The sequence below is a fragment of the Janthinobacterium sp. GW822-FHT07A03 genome, from assembly GCF_058798815.1.
Map to the genome: position 1 here is coordinate 21,588 of NZ_JBXAKW010000007.1, position 19,128 is coordinate 40,715.

The following is a 19,128-nucleotide window of genomic DNA, read 5'->3' on the forward strand; positions in this document are numbered from 1 at the left end:
GTTTTCCTATCTTTATCTATCGGTATTACGAAAAAATGGACTCGTCGGCCAGCTGGCGAGAGGAACGGATCAGGGCGGCGACATCGAGAATCAGCGACACGCCGCCATCGCCCAGGATGGTGGCGCCGGAAATGCCCACCACCTTGCGGTAATTCGATTCGAGGTTTTTCACCACGACCTGCTGCTGCCCCACCAGGTCGTCGACAAACAGGGCCGCCTTGCGCCCTTCCGTCTCGAGGATCACGCAGATGCCTTCCGAGGGACTGGTAAAGCGCGGCGCGATGTCGAACATCTGGTACAGCGGGATCAAGGGCAGGTATTCGCCGCGCACTTTCACCACCTGCCCCTTGCCACTGATGTCCTTGATGTCCTCAACGGCCGGCTGCAGGGATTCGATGACAAAACCCAGCGGTAAAATATACACTTCGTCGCCGACGCGGATCGACATGCCGTCCAGGATGGCCAGGGTCAGCGGCAGCGAAATGGAAATCGTCGTGCCGAAACCCTTGGCCGAACGGATGTCGACGACGCCGCCCATGGCGCTGATATTGCGCTTGACGACATCCATGCCCACGCCGCGGCCCGACACGTCGGTCACGGCTTCGGCGGTGGAAAAGCCGGGCGCGAATATCAGCTGCCACACTTCGGCGTCGCTCATCGACTCGGACACGTCCAGGCCTTGCTGCGCGGCCTTGGCCAGGATGCGCTCGCGGTTCAGTCCCGCGCCGTCATCGGATACTTCGATGATGATGTTGCCGCCCTGGTGGCTGGCCGAGAGGAACAGACGGCCCGCCTCGGTCTTGCCGGCGGCCACGCGGGCGGCCGGCATTTCCACGCCATGGTCGATGCTGTTGCGCACCAGGTGCGTGAGCGGATCGACGATGCGCTCGATGAGGCCCTTGTCCAGTTCCGTGGCGGCGCCATTCGTGATGAAATCGACCTTCTTGCCCAGTTTCGTCGCCAGGTCGCGCACCATGCGCGGGAAGCGCGAAAAGACGAAATCCATCGGCATCATGCGGATCGACATCACCGCTTCCTGCAAGTCGCGCGTATTGCGCGTCAGGTGGCTGACGCTGTCGAGCAGTTTTTCATGCAGCATCGGGTCGAGCGCGCTGGCGCGCTGCTCGATCATCGCCTGCGTGATCACCAGTTCGCCCACCAGGTTGATCAGCTGGTCGACTTTCTCGATCGAGACGCGGATCGACGACGATTCGGCGCCGGCCTTGTCGCCCTCTTTCTTGGCCGGCTTCTTTTCCTGCTCAGCTTCGGCCACAACGCTCGCCACGGCCGGCGCGGCGACGGCGCTGCCCGCCTTGGCGGCGTCGGCGCAAATCTGTTCGAGCGGCTGGAAGAAACCGTAGCCCTGTTCGGCGTCGCTCTGCACGCCGGCGGCGGCGCGGATATCCTCGATGGGCTGGAAGAAGCCATAGCCGGGGTCCGCCGCGCCCTGTGCGGCAGGCGCGCCTGGCAGCGGGTCGAAGAAACCATAGCCCTGGGCTTTTTCCTGCGCCGCGCGGGCCGCATCGGCTTCGCCTGGCGCCAGTGGCGGCGCCTGCGTGATCACCATGTCGTCGGGATTGAGCACGAACGAGCAGATGGCCAGGATATCGTCCAGGCTTTCATGCGTCGTCACTTCCAGCACCTTGCGCGCGTCGGGCAAGCTCGATACGGCGACGTCGCCCAGCAAGCCCAGTTCGGCCGCCAGCGCATCGACTTCGCGCGGCTCCATCGCCGGCAGCTCCAGGCGGATGCGATGGCCGCCGGCATGGCTGACGGCGGCTTTTTCCGCCGTATGGAAGGCCGGCGCGACGGGTGTGAGCGCGGCCACCGGCACGTCCTGCGAGAACGACTGCAGCATCATGCGCACGTTGGCCACGGCATCCTGGTCAACGGCGCTGCCCAGGCGATGGCCGTCGAGCTGCATCTTGAGGATATCCTTGGCGGCCAAAAAGGCATCGACGTGTTCCGCCGTCAGGGCCATCTGGCCCTGGCGGATGCGGTCGAGCAGCGACTCGAGGATGTGCGTCACCTCGCTCATGTCGGAGAGGCCGAACGTCGATGCGCCGCCCTTGATCGAATGGGCGGTACGGAAAATGGCATTCAGATCTTCGGCGTCGGGCGCCGCAATATCAACGGCCAGCAGCAGCCGTTCTTTTTCAGCCAGCAGTTCTTCGGCCTCATCGAAAAAGACCTGAAAAAACTGGCTAATATCGATGGTCATAGGGTGACTCCGTCAATTGCATCGTTGTGCTGCGCGGCTGGCATCAGCCGATCACCTTCTTGACCACTTCGATCAGGCGTTGCGGATCGAACGGCTTGACCAGCCAGCCATTGGCGCCGGCGGCACGTCCTTTCGATTTCATCTCGTCCGACGACTCCGTCGTCAGCATCAGGATGGGTACCTTCTGGTAGGTCGGCAGTTCGCGCAGCAGCTTGATCAGCTCCAGGCCATCCATGCGCGGCATGTTCTGGTCCGTCAATACCAGGTCCACGGTTTGCAGCTTGGCTTTTTCCAGTCCATCCTGACCGTCGACGGCCTCCACCACCTGGTAACCGGCGGCTTTCAGGCTGAACGCCACCATCTGGCGCAATGAGCTGGAATCGTCCACTGCAAGTATCGTTTTGGCCATCTTTGCTCCCACTTATTCCGGGCATCCTGCCCGAGTATTTGATTAATCAATCCATGCAACCACAAGCGCTCCGCACTGACATGCTAGAACAGCTCGATGTCGCCACTTTCCAAATGCTGCTGACTGACAGCCTTGCGCAGCACGCTGCGCAACTCCAGGCTTTGAATCGCCAGCGCCATGCTGACCCGCCCCAGCAAGGCGACAATTTCTTCATTGTCGCTCTCCGGCAACATCTCCGCACCATGCTCGCCCAGGGTCCCGAGGAACTCGCGCAAGCCCGTCACGCGCTTCAAGGTGCGCTCGATCAGCTGGCTGGTCATGTCCTGGAACTGCAGGCTGGTGATGGCGGCATTCACATAGCCCCCCACCTCATCCTGCAAGGCCAGCAGTTTTTCCCGCTGCTGCTCGGCAGGAATACCGCCGTCGAGCAGCAAGGCGATCGTGTCTTGCTGCGCAGCGACGGCTGCGTGTATCGCCATGAAATTGAAGGACAGCTTCTCGATCGCCTCTTCCAGCAAGATGCCGGTCTGCACCAGGTCGGTTTCCACCTCCGTCAAGTGCTTGCGGCCATGGTCCGACACGCCAGACAGCAGGCGCTTTACATGCGAGCCAAGTATTTTCTTTCTTGTCATAAAGGTCTCATTGTTTCAATACACCACGCGTCGACAGCCTTGCGTGTTATTTTTTCGCCGCTGCCGGGGCGGGGACTGGTGCCGCTGCGGGCGGCGCGCCGGCCGCCAGCCCGGAAGCGACAGCGGCGGAAGCGGCATCGGTCACCGGCAATTCGATCGCCGCTCCATCGCGCAGGACATTTTCTTCCGTGCGTTTGTTCATGACGATGATGCTGATGCGCCGGTTGATCGGATTGAAGGGATCGAGCTTGTCCAGGTGCGCGGCCGAGCCCAGGCCCACCACGCGCAAGACTTTTTCTTCCTTCATGCCGCCGATCACCAGTTCGCGCCGCGACGCATTCGCGCGGTCGGCCGACAATTCCCAGTTGCTGTAGCCGGCATCGCTCATGTAGGGGGTCGAATCCGTATGCCCCGACAGGCCGATGCGGTTCGGCACTTCATTGAGCACGGAGCCGATGGCGTGCAGGATTTCCTTGGTGTACGGTTGCAGGTTCGCATTGGCGAGCGCAAACATAGGACGGTTCTGCTCGTCGACGATCTGGATGCGCAAGCCTTCGCTGGTGATATCGAGCAGCAACTGGTTCTTGTATTTTTTCAGCAGGGGATTGGCGTCGATGGTCGCTTCGATGCGCGCCTTGAGCGCCTGCAGGCGCTTGCTCTCCTCGCGCTCGAGCGCGGCCTTGGCGGAATTGAGGTCGAACGATTTGCGCTGCTGCTCTTCCTGCGCCTTGCGTACCTGTCCGTCCTGGCGCGACAGGTCCTGGCCGCCGCCCTGGATCACGGAATTGCTTTCGCCGCTGCCGGAACCGCCCGCCATGGCCACTTTCAACGGCGTCTTGAAGAATTCGGAAATGCCGTTCAAGTCGCCCTTCGAGGTGGAGCCGAGCAGCCACATCAGCAGGAAGAAGGCCATCATGGCCGTGACAAAGTCGGCATAGGCGATTTTCCACGCCCCGCCATGGTGTCCGCCAGCCGTCTTCTTGATACGCTTGACGATAATCGGGCGCATGCCTTCATCGGCCATGGCGTCCCCCTTCCGTGTGCTGCAAATGACTCATGGTGTCCAGGCGTAGTTTCACTGCTTACTTCGTTTTCGATTTCTTGATGTGGTCTTCCAGCTCATTGAACGTCGGGCGCTCGGTCGAGAACAGCACCTTGCGGCCGAACTCCACGGCCAGGGCCGGCGCATAACCGTTCAGACTGGCCAGCAGCGTCACTTTCACGCACTGGAACATCTTGCTCGACTCTTCCAGCTTCTGCTCCAGCAGGCTGGCCAGCGGACCGACGAAACCATAGGCCAGCAAGATGCCGAGGAAGGTGCCGACCAGCGCGTGCGCGATCAGCATGCCCAGTTCGGCCGGCGGTATGCCCACCGATTCCATCGTGTGCACCACGCCCATCACGGCGGCGACGATACCGAACGCGGGCAAGCCATCGCCCACCTTGGCGATCACGTGGGCCGGCACGGCGCCTTCGTGATGGTGCGTCTCGATTTCGTTGTCCATCAGGTTTTCAATCTGGAACGCATCCATATTGCCTGATACCATCAGGCGCAGGTAATCGGTCATGAATTCGACGATGTGGTGGTCGGCCAGCACGGCCGGATACTTGGAAAACAGCGGGCTTTCTTCCGGCTTGTCGATATCGCCTTCGATCGACATCAAGCCTTCCTTGCGCACCTTGCTGAGCACTTCGAACAACAGCGACATCAGTTCCATGTACAGCTCTTTGGTATAGCGCGAGCCCTTGAACAGGCTGGGCAAGGCGGCGATCGTCGCCTTGATGGCCTTGTTATTGTTACCAACAAGGAAGGCGCCCAGGGCGGCGCCGCCGATCATCAGCAACTCCAGCGGCTGGAACAGCGCCGCCAGATGGCCGCCGGCCAGCGCGAAGCCGCCAAAGACCGAGGCGCAGACGATGATGTATCCGATTATGACTAACAAGTGCCCTGACTCCCAATAATGGCCTCGGCTGTGTGCCCGGCACGTTCAAACCTGTTTCTGCCTTCTGGCGGCTGCGCCGCCGGCAAGGACAGCGGCAAAAAAAAGTAACCGGAAGTTAATTGAAATGCGCTGCTTTTCAATGCAAATCCGAGAAAATGCCGTGTGGAACTACAATAACGTGAGATTGCCCTCCGGGCAAGCAAATAACGCAGACAATTGCTTAAAAGCACCATATGTAAAGCAAAGGGCCACCCTCTGTGGCGGCGATGGTCTTATCGGGCTCGCGCGCCGCAATCTGGAATTCGTAACTAAGAAGCATGCTACCGGGCAACATTTCCCTTCCCGCCTTGATCCACAGGGCCGCCATTGCCGCCGGCGACAGGTAGGCAAACACGGCATCGTAACGGCCGAAGTCGAGCGCTTCGTAGTCGCCGCGCAGGAAGCGCGCGCGGCTCCCCGCCAGTCCTGCGCGCAGGCGGCTTGCCAGCCACGGCAGCGGCGCCAGTTCGATACCGGAAAACTGCCCATCGGGCCGGCGCCGCGCCAGGTCCAGCACCAGGCCGCCCAGGCCGCTGCCGATGTCAACCAGCCGCACGCCGGGCCGGTCCGCGATCAGCGCCGCCACCGCCTGCCACACCTTCGGCCCCGACGGATAAAACGGCACTTGCGTGCGGAACGTGGACCAATACAGGCTCAGCAGGAAAACAAAGGCCGCCAGGAACACGGCCGGAGGCCAGTCGAGCAGGCTGGCGCCCAGCAAGGCGGGCGCAAACAGCAGACCGATGGCGCACCACCAGCGCGCCAGGCCCGCGCGCCAAGTAATGAGCGCCGCCAGCACGCCCTGCAGCAAGGCCACGGCCGGCAGCGACATGGTCGCGCCGACGCGCGCCAGGCCATATACCAATAGCAACATCAAGGGAAAGGCCAGCACCTGGATCAGGATGGCCTTGAGCGCGGGGGCGCGCAGGATTTGTTGCAGCATGGGACAGCCATCGGAGAAAAACGCCAGTGTAAGCGAAAGCACCATGAAAAAACCGGAGTCCGGCCTGGCGACCGCTCCGGTTTTCACTGAGGCTATGATTGGGACAATATCAGGCGACGACACCGGGCGGCGCGACAGCGGCCGCTTCATCGCGCGCCTTCTTGGTCTTGCCGGCGCGCGAAGGCATATGGCACAGGCCGCACACATAATCGGCGTTCAGGTCGAGGCAATTGACGACAAATTTGCCGCCGCACTTGCCGCAGGGCGCCATGTCCAGCATCTTGCTGCTGAAAAAGCGCACCAGGGTCCAGGCCCGCGTCAGCGACAGCAGGGGCTCTTCACCCGCTTCGGGCGGCATTTGTTCCAGATACAGCTTATACGCCTTCATCACGGCTTCGATGCCGGTGGCGCCCGCGTGATCGACGAGGAATTTGTGGATGTTGATGAACAGCGAGGAATGGATATTCGGTTGCCAGGTGAGGAACCAGTCGGTGGAAAACGGCAGCATGCCCTTGGGCGGCGAGACGCCCTTCAATTCCTTGTACAGATTCAGCAGGCGTTCGCGCGACAGCGAGACTTCCGTCTCCAGCAGTTGCAGGCGTGCGCCCAGCTGTATCAACTCGATGGCCAGCTGGATTTCCTGCGCTTCCGATACGACACTTTTCTTGGCCATGCTGTGTGCTCCGCAACTGACTGATACTGACTAACTGAATTAAGCGATTTCTTCGACGCCCTGGCCGGCCATCAGGATGGCAGCGTGCGACTGGGCCAGCGAGCGGTCTTTATTGTAGTTCGTCAGCATGCCCAGGATGGCGCTGTCGTCGAAGCGGAAGCGGGCCAGCATCATGTTGCCGCCAGCGAGCTTCAGGATCTGCGCATTGCTCATGCCTTCGATCAATTCGGCGATGTCTGCGGCAATGCCCAAACGGAAGATGGCCGTTACCTTGTCCGCACGAATCATTTGCTGGGCCAGCATCAGGTAGCTCAGGTTAGCGTCGCGAATCTCAGCCATCATGTCGTTAGCAGTCATTTCCATCTCCTCAATCCGTTGAATTCAGCCAGCATTGTTTGTTGCCAGTGAGATACATTCTGCAGGAGCAACATCAAACGCAACAGAGGTGCAGCGCTGTATTTTTGGTCGGGGAATAGCGGATGGGATCGTAGGTGTTTGTCTGACAAACACTGCTCGATCATGGTCGCACGCCAGCAACGGCGCGGATGTGGGAGGTTGGCTCTGCGACGGATTTACCCGACTTTTGGCCTGTAAAAAATATCACTTTTTTACAACAACTTGATCAGAATCAAGCCTATCTACCTAGATAACGGCCGCCCTGGCAGGAACTTTAGGGCTTTTTCGAAAAATATTTCAAAGATCCGTATTCTTTTCCGGCCGGTTTGACACTGTTCATGTAATCGTTGACGGCGGCATCTGGCAAAACTTTAGGGTTATTTGAAAATATTTTAAAAAATCGTGATTTTTTTCGTTGACGCCCCGCAGGCAGGCAGTTTCCACACCTCATCGGGGGCGGAAACCGCCTCTCAGCGGCGTGGATTTGCTACACTGCCTGCTTCCGCACAATACTTTAAGCCTCAAACAATATCGTGCCATTGAGACAAGTATCAACATGAAAGCCACCATGATTTCTCGACATGACTGCAGCGCGCGCGACCTCGACGATCCCCTGGCGCCCCTGCGCCAGCAATTCGACTTGCCGCAAGGCGTGATTTACCTCGACGGCAATTCCCTGGGTGCGCGGCCGAAAGCGGCCCTGGCCCGTGCCCAGCACGTCATTACGGCCGAATGGGGCACGGACCTGATCCGCAGCTGGAATACGGCCGGCTGGTTCGACCTGCCCAAGCACCTGGGCGACCGCCTGGCGCCGCTGCTGGGTGCCGGCACGGGCGAAGTGGTGATCACCGATACCACCTCCGTCAACCTGTTCAAGGCCCTGGCCGCAGCCCTGCAGATGCAGGCCAGCGATCCCGCCCAGGCCGCGCGGCGCGTCATCGTCAGCGAACGCAGCAACTTCCCCACCGACCTGTACATGGCGCAAGGCCTGGCCGCCTGGCTCGACCGGGGCTACCAGCTGCGACTGGTCGACAGTCCGGACGAACTGGCGCAAGCCATCGATGCCGATTGCGCCGTCGCCATGCTCACGCACGTGAACTACCGCACCGGCTACCAGCACGACATGGCCGCCATCAGCAGCCACTGCCACGCGCAGGGCGCGCTGGCGCTGTGGGACCTGGCCCATTCGGCCGGCGCCGTGCCGCTGGACCTGAACGGCGCCGGCGCCGACCTGGCAGTCGGCTGCACCTATAAATACCTGAACGGCGGCCCCGGCTCGCCCGCCTTCATCTGGGTGCCGGCAAAACACCAGGCGCGCTTCCGCCAGCCTTTGTCCGGCTGGTGGGGCCACGCCACGCCGTTCGCCATGGACCCAGGCTTCGCGCCCGCCGACGGCATCGCCCGTGCCCTGTGCGGCACGCAGCCGATCGTCTCGTTGGCCCTGGTCGAATGCGGCCTCGATATCTTTGCGCAAACGAGCATGGAAGCCATCCGCCGCAAGTCGCTGGCCCTGACCGATTTGTTCATCACGCTGGTGGAACAGCGCTGCGCCAGTCATCCGCTGGGTCTCGTCACGCCGCGCGAGCATGCGCGGCGCGGCAGCCAGGTCAGCTTCACGCACCCGCACGGCTATGCCGTGATGCAGGCGCTGATCGCGCGCGGCGTGATCGGCGACTACCGCGAACCGGCCATCATGCGCTTCGGCTTCACGCCCCTGTACACCAGCTTTGCCGAGGTGTGGGATGCCGTGGAAATCCTGCGCGACATCCTCGATACCCAAGCCTACGACATCGCCGCCAAGCGCGATGCCGTCACCTGAGGCATCCCATGAGCGACGACAAGAATATGAACAAGGAAAACACCAGCGGCTGCCCCATGCATGCCGGCGGCCAGGATGCGCAGTGGCATGGCGCGCAGATGGACTTCAGCGAATCGATGAGCTACGGTAACTACCTGGCGCTGGACCGCATCCTGACGGCCCAGCACCCGCTGTCGCCGAACCACAACGAAATGCTGTTCATCGTGCAGCACCAGACCAGCGAATTGTGGATGAAGCTGATGCTGCACGAAATGCACGCCGTGCGCGCCAACCTGCAAAGCGGCGACCTGGCGCCCGCGTTTAAAATGCTGGCCCGCGTGGCGCGCATCATGGACCAGCTGGTGCATGCCTGGGACGTGCTGGCCACCATGACGCCGCCCGAATACACGGCCATCCGGCCCTACCTGGGCGCCTCGTCCGGCTTCCAGTCCTTCCAGTACCGCGAGATCGAATTCATCCTGGGGAACAAGAACGCGGCCCTGCTCAACGTGCATACGACGGCACCCGACACCTACAAGGTGCTCGACGCCGCCCTGCGCGCGCCATCCGTCTACGACGAAGCCATCAAGCTGCTGGCGCGCAGCGGCCTGCCCATCGCCCCGGAGCGCCTGGACGCCGACTGGACCCTGCCGACCGCTTCCGACGCCTCCGTCAAGGCGGCCTGGCTGGAAGTCTACCGCGACCCGTCGAAACACTGGGCCCTGTACGAGCTGGCCGAAAAGCTGGTCGACCTGGAAACGGCCTTCCGCTTCTGGCGCTTCCGCCACGTAACGACGGTCGAGCGCATCATCGGCTTCAAGACGGGCACGGGCGGCACGGCGGGCGTGAGCTATTTGCGCAAGATGCTCGACGTGGTATTGTTCCCGGAGCTGTTCGCCCTGCGCACGGAGTTATAACTTAAGGAGCATCGATGTCGCCTCTCGTCCTAACCCTGGCCGGCCTGTGGAATTCCGGGCCGCAGCATTGGCAAACCCATTGGGAAGCGCGCCACCCGCAATGGTCGCGCGTGCCGCACCGGGAATGGCAGACGCCGGACAAGGACGAATGGGTGATGGAACTCGACCGCGCCATCGCCGCCTGCGAGCGCCCGCCCGTGCTGGCGGCGCACAGCCTGGCCTGCACGCTGGTGGCCCATTGGGCGGCCAGCGGCTCGTCGCACAGGATCGCCGGCGCCTTCCTCGTCGCCCCCAGCGATGTGGAAGCGCCCTCCTACCCCGCCGGCACGACGGGCTTTGCGCCGATGCCGCTGCAAGCCTTGCCGTTTCCCAGCCTGGTGGTCGCCAGCGGCGATGATCCCTACGTCAGCTTCGCGCGGGCACGCGCGTTTGCCGCCGCCTGGGGCAGCGACTTCACCATGATCGGCGATGCAGGCCATATCAATGGCGATGCGGGCTACGGCCCCTGGCCGGACGGCGAACAGATGCTGCTGGACTTCTGCGCCGCGCACCAGCCCTGAACCACAGGCGCGCACACGATACGCGTGCGCGCATTTGCCCACAAGTAAGAACGCAGGCAGAATCGTGGCCTTTCCATTGCGGCGCCCCGGCGCCAGCCCCACGATGAAACGTCCGCTCTTGCCAGTTCTCCTGTCCTTTCTGCTCTGCTCCGCCCTCGCCCACGGCGCGCCCTTCTACGAAGGCAAGAGCCTCGCCCATCCCGCCATCACTGCATCGCAAGACAGCGGGCTGGACATCGCCTTCATCAAGGAAAAAGAGGGCGTCAACGGCTATTACTGCGAGTGCACGAACAGCGCTTCGAAGACCTTCCTGCTCGACCAGTTCGGCAATGCCGTCATCCGCTCCGTCTTCTATGCGTCGCTGGACAAGGAATCGGACACCAGCGTGCAAACCATGCTGGTGCTGTTCCGCCAGGGCGACAAGAATGGCTTGCGCGCCTACCGCTACCACCGCAGCTCCGGCAAGTACCGGCGCCTCGATGGCTTGCAGCCGGCCCTGAACCGCATCGCGGCGCAAGGCAGCGCACCCAACGCGGGAACGGTCAAGGCGGCGCTGGCCAAGCTGGCACCGATGGACTACAGCGTCGCGCGCGGCAAGAGCGGCAATGCGGACTTCGACGCCATCGACCATACGCAAGGCACCATCGTCGGCTCCTACAGCGACGAAGGCAAGCCCGTGGCGCCCGGCGGCAAGGACGCCATCACCTACAAGAAAACCTTCCAGAAGAAAGGCGAGCGTTTTCTCACCGCCAGCTACACGCTGTACAGCGATGCGGGCGCGGGCATCCTGCCCAATTACCGCCTGTGGCAAGTGACGTGGGAAACGGCGCCGCAGCAGTTCACGGGCAGCGAAGACGGTCCGTCCGTCATCTACAGCCTGGCCTGGGACGACGGCTCGGTGGTCGAGCGGGGCCAGTACGTGAAAGGCAAGCGCCAGGGACTGTGGGTGCGCGAGGGCATGCACGAAGGCAGCGAAAAAGGCCATTTCGTCAATGGCCTGCAAGAAGGCATGTGGTACTTCACATATCCCAAACAGAGCGAGAGCGGCATGTACCGGGCCGGCAAGCGCGAAGGCCGCTGGATGGTCGTCAACTATGCCGATGAAGAGGAAGTGACGGGTTTCGACACCTATACGGACGGCCAGCTGAATGGCCCGCATGAGCGCCGCATGGGCGGCAAAGTGCGCACGCGCGGCAACTACGTCAACGGCGCGCGCCACGGCGCGTGGATCACGGAAGACGGCGACGGCAGCTTTATCGACGGCTTGCGCGACGGGCCGTGGAAGCTCAAGCTCAAGGACGGTGTCACGCAAAGCGTCGCTTTTGTGCAAGGCAAAAAACAGGGCGAAGCCCTCGACACGGATGCGCAAGGCGCGCTGCGCGTGCGCGACCATTACCAGGCGGGCGTGCTCGATGGCAGCCGCACGCGCTATCTGGGTCCGGCCGGCAAGGAATACGTGGTCTACACGGCCACCTACCGCAACGGCCAGCTCGATGGTCGGGAACAGGCGTTCGACGACAGCGGCAAGATCCTGCGCCTCGACACCTTGTGGGATAACGGCAAGAAGCAGGGCCTCGATGCGCGCTACTACCCGAACGGCAAGCCGGAACGCCTGGCCGTCATCGACCAGGGACGCCTGCTCACGCACCTGCGCGAATACTATGAGGACGGCCAGCTGCTCAACGACATCCACCGCTGTACCTTCAAGGAGTACGGCAGCACGCGCGACGACGTGTGCGAGTACCACCACATGTACTACCCGGACGGCAAGCCGCAGTACTATTACGCCTTCCAGTACGGCCAGCGCCAGGAAGGCTATTCGAACTACCCGAACGGCAAGCGCAAGGATGAACTGCTGGTCGACCGCGCCGCCGACACCTCCGTCGTCAACGCATACTATGAAAGCGGCCAGCTCAAATGCACGGAGCCGCGCAGCGGCCACAGCACGCGCACGGTGAACGGCCAGACCATGATCAGCTACGCTTCGGCCGACCGCGATGGCGACAATATCTGCTACCACCCGAACGGCAAGGTGGCCAGTATCTACACCTTCCGCAAGCGCGTGCTCGTCGAATGCGGCAAGCGCTACGACGACACGGGCAAACAGACGTTCCCGGGGCCGGAAGGCTGCCCTCCCCCCAGGAAAGTCGACTACCCGATAGGACTGTGACGATGACGCAAACAAGACAGCCGCAGCGCATCCAGAATCCCGAACGCATCGATGCCGGGGCGATCCGCGCCGCCATCGCGGGCGGCCAAGAGGTGCTGGTGCAGTTCAATACCCTGGCCGAGCCAGCACCGCTGCTGGCCGACCTCGACGCCCTGGCCGCCACTTGCGGCACGGCGCTGACCATCCGCATCTACGGCTACGACCCGAGGGTGTTCGATGCCCGCATCCTGCGCGCGCTGCCGCATGTGGCCAGCCTGTCCATCGATTGCCACCGGCAAGCCATCCACCTGGAAGCGCTGGGCGAACTGCGGCACCTGAAGCGCCTGAGCCTGGGCGTGTACGAGCTGGCGCAAGGCGACATTCTGCAACTGGACAATTTGCGCGCCCTCGAATACCTGAACCTGGGCGAATCGGCCAGGAACAATATCGACCTGGCGCCCCTGCGCCAGTATGCGCACCTGGCCAGCCTCGTCATCGAAGGCCACCACCAGCACATCGAGACCCTGGCCAGCCTGCCGGCGCTGCACGAGCTGTCGCTGTACCGCATCAAGAACAAGGTGCCGCTGGATTTCATCTCGGAGATGAACCGCCTGGACAGGCTGCTGTTGCAACTGGGCGGCCGCGAATCACTCGCGCACATCGAGGCGCCGCTGTTGAGGAAACTGGAAGTGATACGCGTGCGCGGTCTGGAAACGCTGGGCGATATCGGCCGTTTCCCGCTGTTGCAGGCGCTATGGGTGGAAGACCAGATCAAGCTGCGGCAGATCGCGCTGGGGGCCAATTCCGTGCTCGAACGCCTGAACTTGCACACCTGCAAGACGCTCGACAGCCTGCCTGGCCTCGCTAGCCTGCCCGCCCTGCGCCAGTTGTCGGCATCCGGGACCATGCTCGACATCGACGCGTTGCTGGCGCATGGCTTGCCCGCGTCCCTGACGCATGCTCGCCTGCGCACCGGCAGGAAAACGCGCGACGACGCCATCGCCGCGCGGTTGGCGGAGCTAGGCTACACCTCAGCGCCCTATTGTTAAAAGCGGCGCTGAAATCAGCGGCTGGCCGCCAGCCTGCGCTGCCACAGCGCCACGTCGATCATCACGCCGTCCGCGCCCGTATTGCGGATGTAGACGCGGTAGCTGCCCTGCCCCATATCGCCATCGAGGTAGGCCGTGCGCTCATTGCGCTGCAGCCTGGCGCCCTTGGCCAGCTGGCGGTAGCGCTCGACCACCGTGTCGAAACTGGCATAGCTGCGCAGCGCCACTTCCAGGTCGCGCGGCGGGCGGCCTTCGGCATGGTCCAGCACATTGTTCTGCTTCTTGCCCTTGAGCGTGAGCGGATAGGCAAACACGCCGGCGCCCGCCGACGTCAGCACCGTCGATTTATCGAGCAGCAGCGGCAGGAGCGCCGGTGGATAGGCGGGCGGCAGCTGGGCGCGGTTCCAGCCCGGCAGGGCCGGCTGCGCCAGCACGTATTCGACGCTGGCGATCTTCTGCCCATCGGCGCCCGCTTCCTTGTCGCCCGCGATCAGCGCCAGCATGGGCGGCAATTGACGGGCCCAGGCCAGCAAGGGCGCCGCATCCCCGACCAGCATGCCCTTGCGGTGGAACACCGTCAGCACGGCATTCGGATCGGGATTGCAGACTTTCGCCAGCGGCTGGCCCTCGAGGCGGCAATGTCCGTTGACCAGGCCAAAGGCAATGATGGCACCGCGCTTGTCGAGCAGCATGGCGCCCCGTTCGCGGCCCTGCTTGCGGTCATTCATCGACGCCAGCAGCTGGCGGCCATCGGCCAGCACGGTGCGCGTGGCGTCGCGCTTTTCGCTGATCGCTTCGAGCGCCTGCGCCAGCAGCAATTCATCGTCTTCCGTGTAGCTGCCGCGCGCGTAGCCGAAGAAGTCGAACAGGGCGGCGCGTACTTGCGGGTCTTCGCTCAGGCGCGGCAAGGGACCGCCGGCCAGCAGGGAGGACAGGCTTTTCCCGGCCGGCGCCGAGGGCGCCGCCGTGGCGCGGGCGGGCTGGGAAAGGACGCAGGCCGCCGCCAGCAAGGCGCCGCCCAAGGTGCGGTAATTTGAAAAGATGATATGCATGATTCTATCTGTCGGGGGATTTTGCCGCTACCAGTGGCCACTGGCCACGCATGGCGCGCCGGCGATTCTAGCATGGCGCCCCCCCCATGCCGTGCGGCTGGCAGACTGCGTGTGCGCCGATGTGCCTGTTATGATGGCAGCAATGACCATCTCTCACCCCGCCTCACCCCTGCTTGTCCTCCTGCCCGGCATGGATGGCACGGCCCGGCTATTCCACCGTTTTGGCGCCGCCTTGCGCGCGCAGGCCGCCATCGACACCCAGGCCATCGCCTATCCGGCCGCGCCGCTCGATTACGCGGCGCTGGAAGCATTCGTGCGCGAGCGTTTGCCGCGGGACCGCCCTTTCGTCGTGCTGGCCGAATCGTTTTCGGGACCGCTGGGGGCAGCTTTGCGCGCCGAGCCGCCGCCCGGCATGCGCGCCCTGGTCCTGTGCTGTTCGTTCGTGCGCAATCCGCGCCCGATGCTGGCGCCGCTGCGCCACCTGCTCGGCATGGTGCCCTTTGGCGCCATGCCCGGCTTCGCCCTGCGCCAGGCGCTGCTGGCGCCGTATGCGACGCCGTCCCTGCAGGCGGAACTGGCCGCGGCACTCGCGCAAGTGCCGCCCAGCGTGCTGCGCCAGCGCCTGCGCGCCGTGCTGGAAACCGACGCCTCGCGCAGCTTCGCGCGCGGCAGCCTGCCCGTGCTGTATCTGCGCGCCAGCCACGACCGCCTGGTGCCGCCGGCGAACGCCGTGCAGATACTGCGGCAGGCAGCGGGCGCGCAACTGGCCGACATCGCCGCGCCGCACATGCTGCTGCAGGCGGCGCCGGAAGCGGCTGCCGTTGCGGTGGCCGCTTTCATTGCGGACCTGTCAGCCGCGCAGGTATCCGCTTAGGCGCGCGCTGGCCAGCACGGCCAGCCGGCTCAAGCCGCCCGCCAGCACGCTGAAATAGATGGCCCGCAGCGGATGCTGGGGCAGCAGATACGCGAGCACGGCCGCGCCCAGCAGGGCGCACAGCAGCGGTTTCACCCTGCCGGGCGGCAGCAGCACCAGCAGCAGATTCGTGCCCGCATACACATAAAACACCAGCAGCAAAGCCAGGCCGCCGGCCACGCCGCGCGAGCCGAGGCTGCCGAACAGCTGCGTGTACAGGTAAAAACCCAGCCAGCTCAACACAATAAACAGCAGGCAGCCCAGCGCGTGCGCGCCCAGGCCGGCCATCAGGCGAATTTTCATGATGCCCCCTTAAAGAAAAAGCCGCCCCCTTCATGACGAAAGGACCGGCCCTGATGCATCAGTTACCGTGTCGGATTACGCTTGGCCTCGGCGGCCCCGCTAATCCGACCTACGTACATTGCAGCGTTTACTTCGCCGTATTGAGCAGCAACTCGTTGAGGCGCTTGACGAAACTGGCCGGGTCGGCCAGCGAACCGCCTTCGGCCAGCATGGCCTGGTCGAACAGGATGTTGGCCCAGTCGCCGAATTTGCCGCCTTCCGCGTCCTCGTATTTCAGACGCGTCACCAGCGGGTGGTTCGGGTTGATTTCCAAAATCGGCTTCGATTCCGGCGCGCTCTGGCCAGCAGCTTTGAGCATGCGCAGCAGGTTGCCCGACAATTCGTTTTCATCGGCCACCAGGCAGGCTGGCGAGTCGGTCAGGCGGAAGGTAACGCGCACGTCCTTGGCCTTGTCAGCCAGCACGGTCTTCATCTTGCCCACCAGGTCGGCGTACGAGGTTTCCGTTTCTTCGTGCTCTTTCTTTTCCGCTTCGTCTTCCAGCGCGCCCAGGTCCAGGCCACCCTTGGCAACGGAGACCAGTTCCTTGCCTTCGAAGTCCTGGATAAACGACAGCATCCATTCATCGACGCGGTCCGTCAGCAGCAGCACTTCGACGCCCTTCTTGCGGAAGATTTCCAGGTGCGGGCTGTTCTTGGCGGCGGCGTAGTTGTCGGCCGTGACATAGTAGATCTTGTCCTGACCTTCCTTCATGCGCGCCACGTAGTCCGCGAACGAAGTGACTTGCTCGTCGCTGTCGTTGGCCGTCGAGGCAAAGCGCAGCAGCTTGGCCAGGCGCTCCTTGTTGGCCGCGTCCTCGCCGATGCCTTCCTTCAGCACCTGGCCGAATTCCTTCCAGAAGACGGCGTACTTGTCCTTCTTGTCCTGCTCGTCCGCGTTCGCCAGTTCTTCCAGCATGCCCAGCACGCGCTTGGTCGAGCCTTCGCGGATCACCTTGACGTCGCGCGACTCCTGCAGGATTTCACGCGACACGTTCAGCGGCAAATCGGCCGAATCGATCACCCCACGCACGAAGCGCAGGTAGGTCGGCATCAGCTGCTCGGCATCGTCCATGATGAAGACGCGCTTGACGTACAGCTTGATGCCGCCGCGCTTGTTGCGGTCCCACATGTCGAACGGCGCCTTGGCCGGAATGTACAGCAGCTGCGTGTACTCGCTGCGGCCTTCCACGCGGTTATGCGTGTGCGTCAGCGGCGACTGGAAGTCGTGCGACACGTGCTTGTAGAATTCGTCGTACTGTTCCGGCGTGATGTCGGCCTTGTTGCGGGCCCACAGGGCGCTGGCCTGGTTGACGGTTTCGAATTCGTCTTTCAGGACGGTTTCTTTTTTCTCGTCGTCCCACTCTTCCTTCTGCATCACGATCGGCAGCGAGATATGGTCCGAGTATTTGCGGATGATGGACTTGATCTTCCAGCTCGACAGCAATTCGTCCTCGCCTTCGCGCAGGTGCAGGATGATGTCCGTGCCGCGCGACGGCTTGTCGATCGATTCGATGCTGTAATCGCCTTCGCCCGCCGACTCCCAGCGCACGCCTTCCGAGGCGTCCACGCCGGCGCGGCGCGTTTCGACGGTGATCTTGTCGGCCACGATGAAGCCGGAATAGAAGCCCACGCCGAACTGGCCGATCAGGGCCGCGTCCTGCTGCTGGTCGCCCGACAGCTTGCCGAAGAATTCCTTGGTGCCCGACTTGGCGATGGTGCCCAGGTGCGAGATCGCCTCGTCACGGGTCATGCCGATGCCGTTGTCGGAAATGGTGATGGTGCGCGCATCCTTGTCGAAGCTGACCTTGATCTTCAATTCGTGATCGTTGCCGTACAGGGCGTCGTTATCGATCGCTTCGAAGCGCAATTTGTCGGCCGCGTCGGACGCGTTCGAGATCAATTCGCGCAGGAAGATTTCCTTGTTCGAGTACAGGGAATGGATCATCAGGTGCAGCATTTGCTTCACTTCGGTCTGAAAACCCAGGGTTTGCTTTTCGGAGACAGCCATTTTTACCTCATAGTCTTGTGGATGGGACGGATTTGATGAAGTTGGGGATTATATAAGCGATTTCAAGGCGTCTTTGCAGCAATGTGCGGGTGGGGTGGTTGCATCGTGCACCGACGCCCGTCGGCCGGTGTGACGGAGGCCATAGCAAAATCGATAACAGAACAACCTCATCAATTGAGCGGCTTGCAAGCAGCATCGGCATTAATATTGATTTTCTATTATCAAACAGGAGGAGACCGTCGTGAAACGCCTATCCATGCTGTCCGTTCGCACCTGCATGCCGCCGTCCATGGCGGGCTCCCGTCGCACACCAACCACGGCGCCTGCGGCTCCTGAAAAGCCCGTCACTGCGCGTCAGCGCAAGACCATGATGCAGGCCATGCGGACCGGTATCTTGGCTGGCCTGCTGGCACTGCCCGCCATGGCCCAGGCAACCGTCATCGAATTCAGCGTGAGCGGCATCGTCGCCCAGGGGGTGGACGAACTGCACCTGTTCTCCGATTACGGGGAATCGCTGATCGGCAAGCCATATACGATGAAATTCCTGCTCGATACGGCCACGCTCGCAGAGAGCCAGTCCGGCAACATCCATGGCGCCAGCAACTCGACCAATGGCGCCCCCGTGTATTTTTCCGGCGAGATCAAGATGGGCAGCCGCCGTTACAACTGGACTCTCGATCCTGACGGCTACGCCAGCATGTATTTACTACCGACAAGCAATATCATGATGCAGAGTTCCGGTGGCTACGGCTTCGGGCAATACAAGGTGTCGTCCATGCTCGACGTGTCCGCCGGCGGCTCGACACCTTATTTTGACACCGCGGAGTTTGAACAGCGCATCGAATTCAAGGATTTCGTCGACCCCTGGGGCTACAGTTCCGAATTCCAGCTGACGTATACCGCGCCGCGCTATCCGGACGACCATGGCGCTTACGTCGCCAAGACCAATTTTGTCGGCACCGGCACCTACGCACTGTGGCAAGTACGCGAGGTGCCGGAACCGGGACAAGTCGGCATGCTGCTGGCCGGCGCGGCCCTGCTGACAGCCCTGGCGCGCCGGGAGCGCCGCCGCGCCTGAGCATCG

The 19,128-nt window shown here is 62.7% G+C and carries 18 protein-coding genes; 7 read left to right on the top strand and 11 right to left on the bottom strand.

Annotated elements, in window-relative coordinates; all coding sequences use genetic code 11:
• Positions 1-25: 25 nt before the first annotated feature.
• The 8 genes from cheA to flhD all read right to left on the bottom strand — a co-directional run bounded on the left by cheA (position 26) and on the right by flhD (position 7,217).
• Positions 26-2,221, bottom strand: a complete 2,196-nt coding sequence (gene cheA / locus AC1RJW_RS19910) for a chemotaxis protein CheA (protein ID WP_493046522.1) — start codon at positions 2,219-2,221, stop codon at positions 26-28.
• 43 nt (positions 2,222-2,264) lie between these two features.
• Complete coding sequence (locus tag AC1RJW_RS19915; RefSeq protein WP_034758362.1) at positions 2,265-2,630, bottom strand: response regulator; 366 nt, start codon at positions 2,628-2,630, stop codon at positions 2,265-2,267.
• Positions 2,631-2,713: 83 nt separating this feature from the next.
• Positions 2,714-3,262, bottom strand: a complete 549-nt coding sequence (locus AC1RJW_RS19920; protein WP_034758366.1) for a hypothetical protein — start codon at positions 3,260-3,262, stop codon at positions 2,714-2,716.
• A gap of 46 nt (positions 3,263-3,308) precedes the next feature.
• Positions 3,309-4,286, bottom strand: a complete 978-nt coding sequence (motB, locus tag AC1RJW_RS19925) for a flagellar motor protein MotB (protein WP_436499244.1) — start codon at positions 4,284-4,286, stop codon at positions 3,309-3,311.
• Positions 4,287-4,344: 58 nt separating this feature from the next.
• The gene (gene motA / locus AC1RJW_RS19930) at positions 4,345-5,205 is read right to left on the bottom strand and encodes a flagellar motor stator protein MotA (protein WP_077401985.1); all 861 of its coding nucleotides are present in this window, start codon (positions 5,203-5,205) and stop codon (positions 4,345-4,347) included.
• Between the two features lie 220 nt (positions 5,206-5,425).
• Positions 5,426-6,187, bottom strand: a complete 762-nt coding sequence (locus AC1RJW_RS19935; RefSeq protein WP_493046523.1) for a class I SAM-dependent methyltransferase — start codon at positions 6,185-6,187, stop codon at positions 5,426-5,428.
• A 109-nt stretch (positions 6,188-6,296) separates the two neighbouring features.
• Positions 6,297-6,860, bottom strand: coding sequence for a flagellar transcriptional regulator FlhC (gene flhC / locus AC1RJW_RS19940; RefSeq protein ID WP_326458939.1), 564 nt, complete (start codon positions 6,858-6,860; stop codon positions 6,297-6,299).
• Between the two features lie 39 nt (positions 6,861-6,899).
• Positions 6,900-7,217, bottom strand: a complete 318-nt coding sequence (gene flhD / locus AC1RJW_RS19945) for a flagellar transcriptional regulator FlhD (RefSeq protein WP_010396649.1) — start codon at positions 7,215-7,217, stop codon at positions 6,900-6,902.
• 607 nt (positions 7,218-7,824) lie between these two features.
• Between flhD and kynU the strand changes: the two genes are divergently transcribed.
• The 5 genes from kynU to AC1RJW_RS19970 all read left to right on the top strand — a co-directional run bounded on the left by kynU (position 7,825) and on the right by AC1RJW_RS19970 (position 13,729).
• Positions 7,825-9,075: a kynureninase gene (gene kynU / locus AC1RJW_RS19950; RefSeq protein WP_493046524.1), complete on the top strand. Its 1,251-nt coding sequence runs from the start codon at positions 7,825-7,827 to the stop codon at positions 9,073-9,075.
• An 8-nt stretch (positions 9,076-9,083) separates the two neighbouring features.
• On the top strand, positions 9,084-9,971 hold the full coding sequence (kynA, locus tag AC1RJW_RS19955) for a tryptophan 2,3-dioxygenase (protein ID WP_475413566.1): 888 nt from the start codon (positions 9,084-9,086) through the stop codon (positions 9,969-9,971).
• A 14-nt stretch (positions 9,972-9,985) separates the two neighbouring features.
• A complete protein-coding gene (locus AC1RJW_RS19960; RefSeq protein ID WP_493046525.1) occupies positions 9,986-10,531 on the top strand; it encodes an RBBP9/YdeN family alpha/beta hydrolase in 546 nt (181 codons plus the stop codon).
• Positions 10,532-10,595: 64 nt separating this feature from the next.
• Positions 10,596-12,701, top strand: coding sequence for a toxin-antitoxin system YwqK family antitoxin (locus AC1RJW_RS19965; RefSeq protein ID WP_493046526.1), 2,106 nt, complete (start codon positions 10,596-10,598; stop codon positions 12,699-12,701).
• Positions 12,702-12,703: 2 nt separating this feature from the next.
• Entirely contained in the window at positions 12,704-13,729 is a 1,026-nt protein-coding gene (locus AC1RJW_RS19970; protein ID WP_493046527.1) for a leucine-rich repeat domain-containing protein, read from the top strand.
• Between the two features lie 14 nt (positions 13,730-13,743).
• Here AC1RJW_RS19970 and AC1RJW_RS19975 read toward each other — a convergent pair whose 3' ends face one another.
• Complete coding sequence (locus AC1RJW_RS19975) at positions 13,744-14,781, bottom strand: hypothetical protein (protein ID WP_493046528.1); 1,038 nt, start codon at positions 14,779-14,781, stop codon at positions 13,744-13,746.
• Positions 14,782-14,923: 142 nt separating this feature from the next.
• On the opposite strand from AC1RJW_RS19975, the gene AC1RJW_RS19980 reads away from it, so the two are divergent.
• A complete protein-coding gene (locus tag AC1RJW_RS19980) occupies positions 14,924-15,655 on the top strand; it encodes an alpha/beta fold hydrolase (RefSeq protein WP_493046529.1) in 732 nt (243 codons plus the stop codon).
• On the opposite strand, the gene AC1RJW_RS19985 is transcribed toward AC1RJW_RS19980, so the two are convergent.
• Together AC1RJW_RS19985 and htpG are read right to left on the bottom strand one after the other, a co-directional pair.
• Positions 15,632-15,997, bottom strand: coding sequence for a hypothetical protein (locus tag AC1RJW_RS19985; protein WP_493046530.1), 366 nt, complete (start codon positions 15,995-15,997; stop codon positions 15,632-15,634). The two genes, AC1RJW_RS19980 and AC1RJW_RS19985, sit on opposite strands and share 24 nt — an antisense overlap.
• Before the next feature lie 127 nt (positions 15,998-16,124).
• Entirely contained in the window at positions 16,125-18,044 is a 1,920-nt protein-coding gene (gene htpG, locus AC1RJW_RS19990) for a molecular chaperone HtpG (protein WP_493046531.1), read from the bottom strand.
• Between the two features lie 241 nt (positions 18,045-18,285).
• Between htpG and AC1RJW_RS19995 the strand changes: the two genes are divergently transcribed.
• Positions 18,286-19,122, top strand: a complete 837-nt coding sequence (locus AC1RJW_RS19995; RefSeq protein ID WP_493046532.1) for a PEP-CTERM sorting domain-containing protein — start codon at positions 18,286-18,288, stop codon at positions 19,120-19,122.
• Positions 19,123-19,128 lie beyond the last annotated feature (6 nt).

What these genes read in the sequence shown, in the direction of transcription:
- flhD (WP_010396649.1), bottom strand. Translation starts at nt 7,217, where the DNA reads ATGACTGCTAACGACATGATGGCTGAGATTCGCGACGCTAACCTGAGC.
- AC1RJW_RS19975 (WP_493046528.1), bottom strand. Translation starts at nt 14,781, where the DNA reads ATGCATATCATCTTTTCAAATTACCGCACCTTGGGCGGCGCCTTGCTG.
- AC1RJW_RS19980 (WP_493046529.1), top strand. Translation starts at nt 14,924, where the DNA reads ATGACCATCTCTCACCCCGCCTCACCCCTGCTTGTCCTCCTGCCCGGC.
- cheA (WP_493046522.1), bottom strand. Translation starts at nt 2,221, where the DNA reads ATGACCATCGATATTAGCCAGTTTTTTCAGGTCTTTTTCGATGAGGCC.
- AC1RJW_RS19935 (WP_493046523.1), bottom strand. Translation starts at nt 6,187, where the DNA reads ATGCTGCAACAAATCCTGCGCGCCCCCGCGCTCAAGGCCATCCTGATC.
- htpG (WP_493046531.1), bottom strand. Translation starts at nt 18,044, where the DNA reads ATGGCTGTCTCCGAAAAGCAAACCCTGGGTTTTCAGACCGAAGTGAAG.
- kynA (WP_475413566.1), top strand. Translation starts at nt 9,084, where the DNA reads ATGAGCGACGACAAGAATATGAACAAGGAAAACACCAGCGGCTGCCCC.
- AC1RJW_RS19970 (WP_493046527.1), top strand. Translation starts at nt 12,704, where the DNA reads ATGACGCAAACAAGACAGCCGCAGCGCATCCAGAATCCCGAACGCATC.
- AC1RJW_RS19915 (WP_034758362.1), bottom strand. Translation starts at nt 2,630, where the DNA reads ATGGCCAAAACGATACTTGCAGTGGACGATTCCAGCTCATTGCGCCAG.
- kynU (WP_493046524.1), top strand. Translation starts at nt 7,825, where the DNA reads ATGATTTCTCGACATGACTGCAGCGCGCGCGACCTCGACGATCCCCTG.
- AC1RJW_RS19985 (WP_493046530.1), bottom strand. Translation starts at nt 15,997, where the DNA reads ATGAAAATTCGCCTGATGGCCGGCCTGGGCGCGCACGCGCTGGGCTGC.
- flhC (WP_326458939.1), bottom strand. Translation starts at nt 6,860, where the DNA reads ATGGCCAAGAAAAGTGTCGTATCGGAAGCGCAGGAAATCCAGCTGGCC.
- motB (WP_436499244.1), bottom strand. Translation starts at nt 4,286, where the DNA reads ATGGCCGATGAAGGCATGCGCCCGATTATCGTCAAGCGTATCAAGAAG.
- AC1RJW_RS19960 (WP_493046525.1), top strand. Translation starts at nt 9,986, where the DNA reads ATGTCGCCTCTCGTCCTAACCCTGGCCGGCCTGTGGAATTCCGGGCCG.
- AC1RJW_RS19920 (WP_034758366.1), bottom strand. Translation starts at nt 3,262, where the DNA reads ATGACAAGAAAGAAAATACTTGGCTCGCATGTAAAGCGCCTGCTGTCT.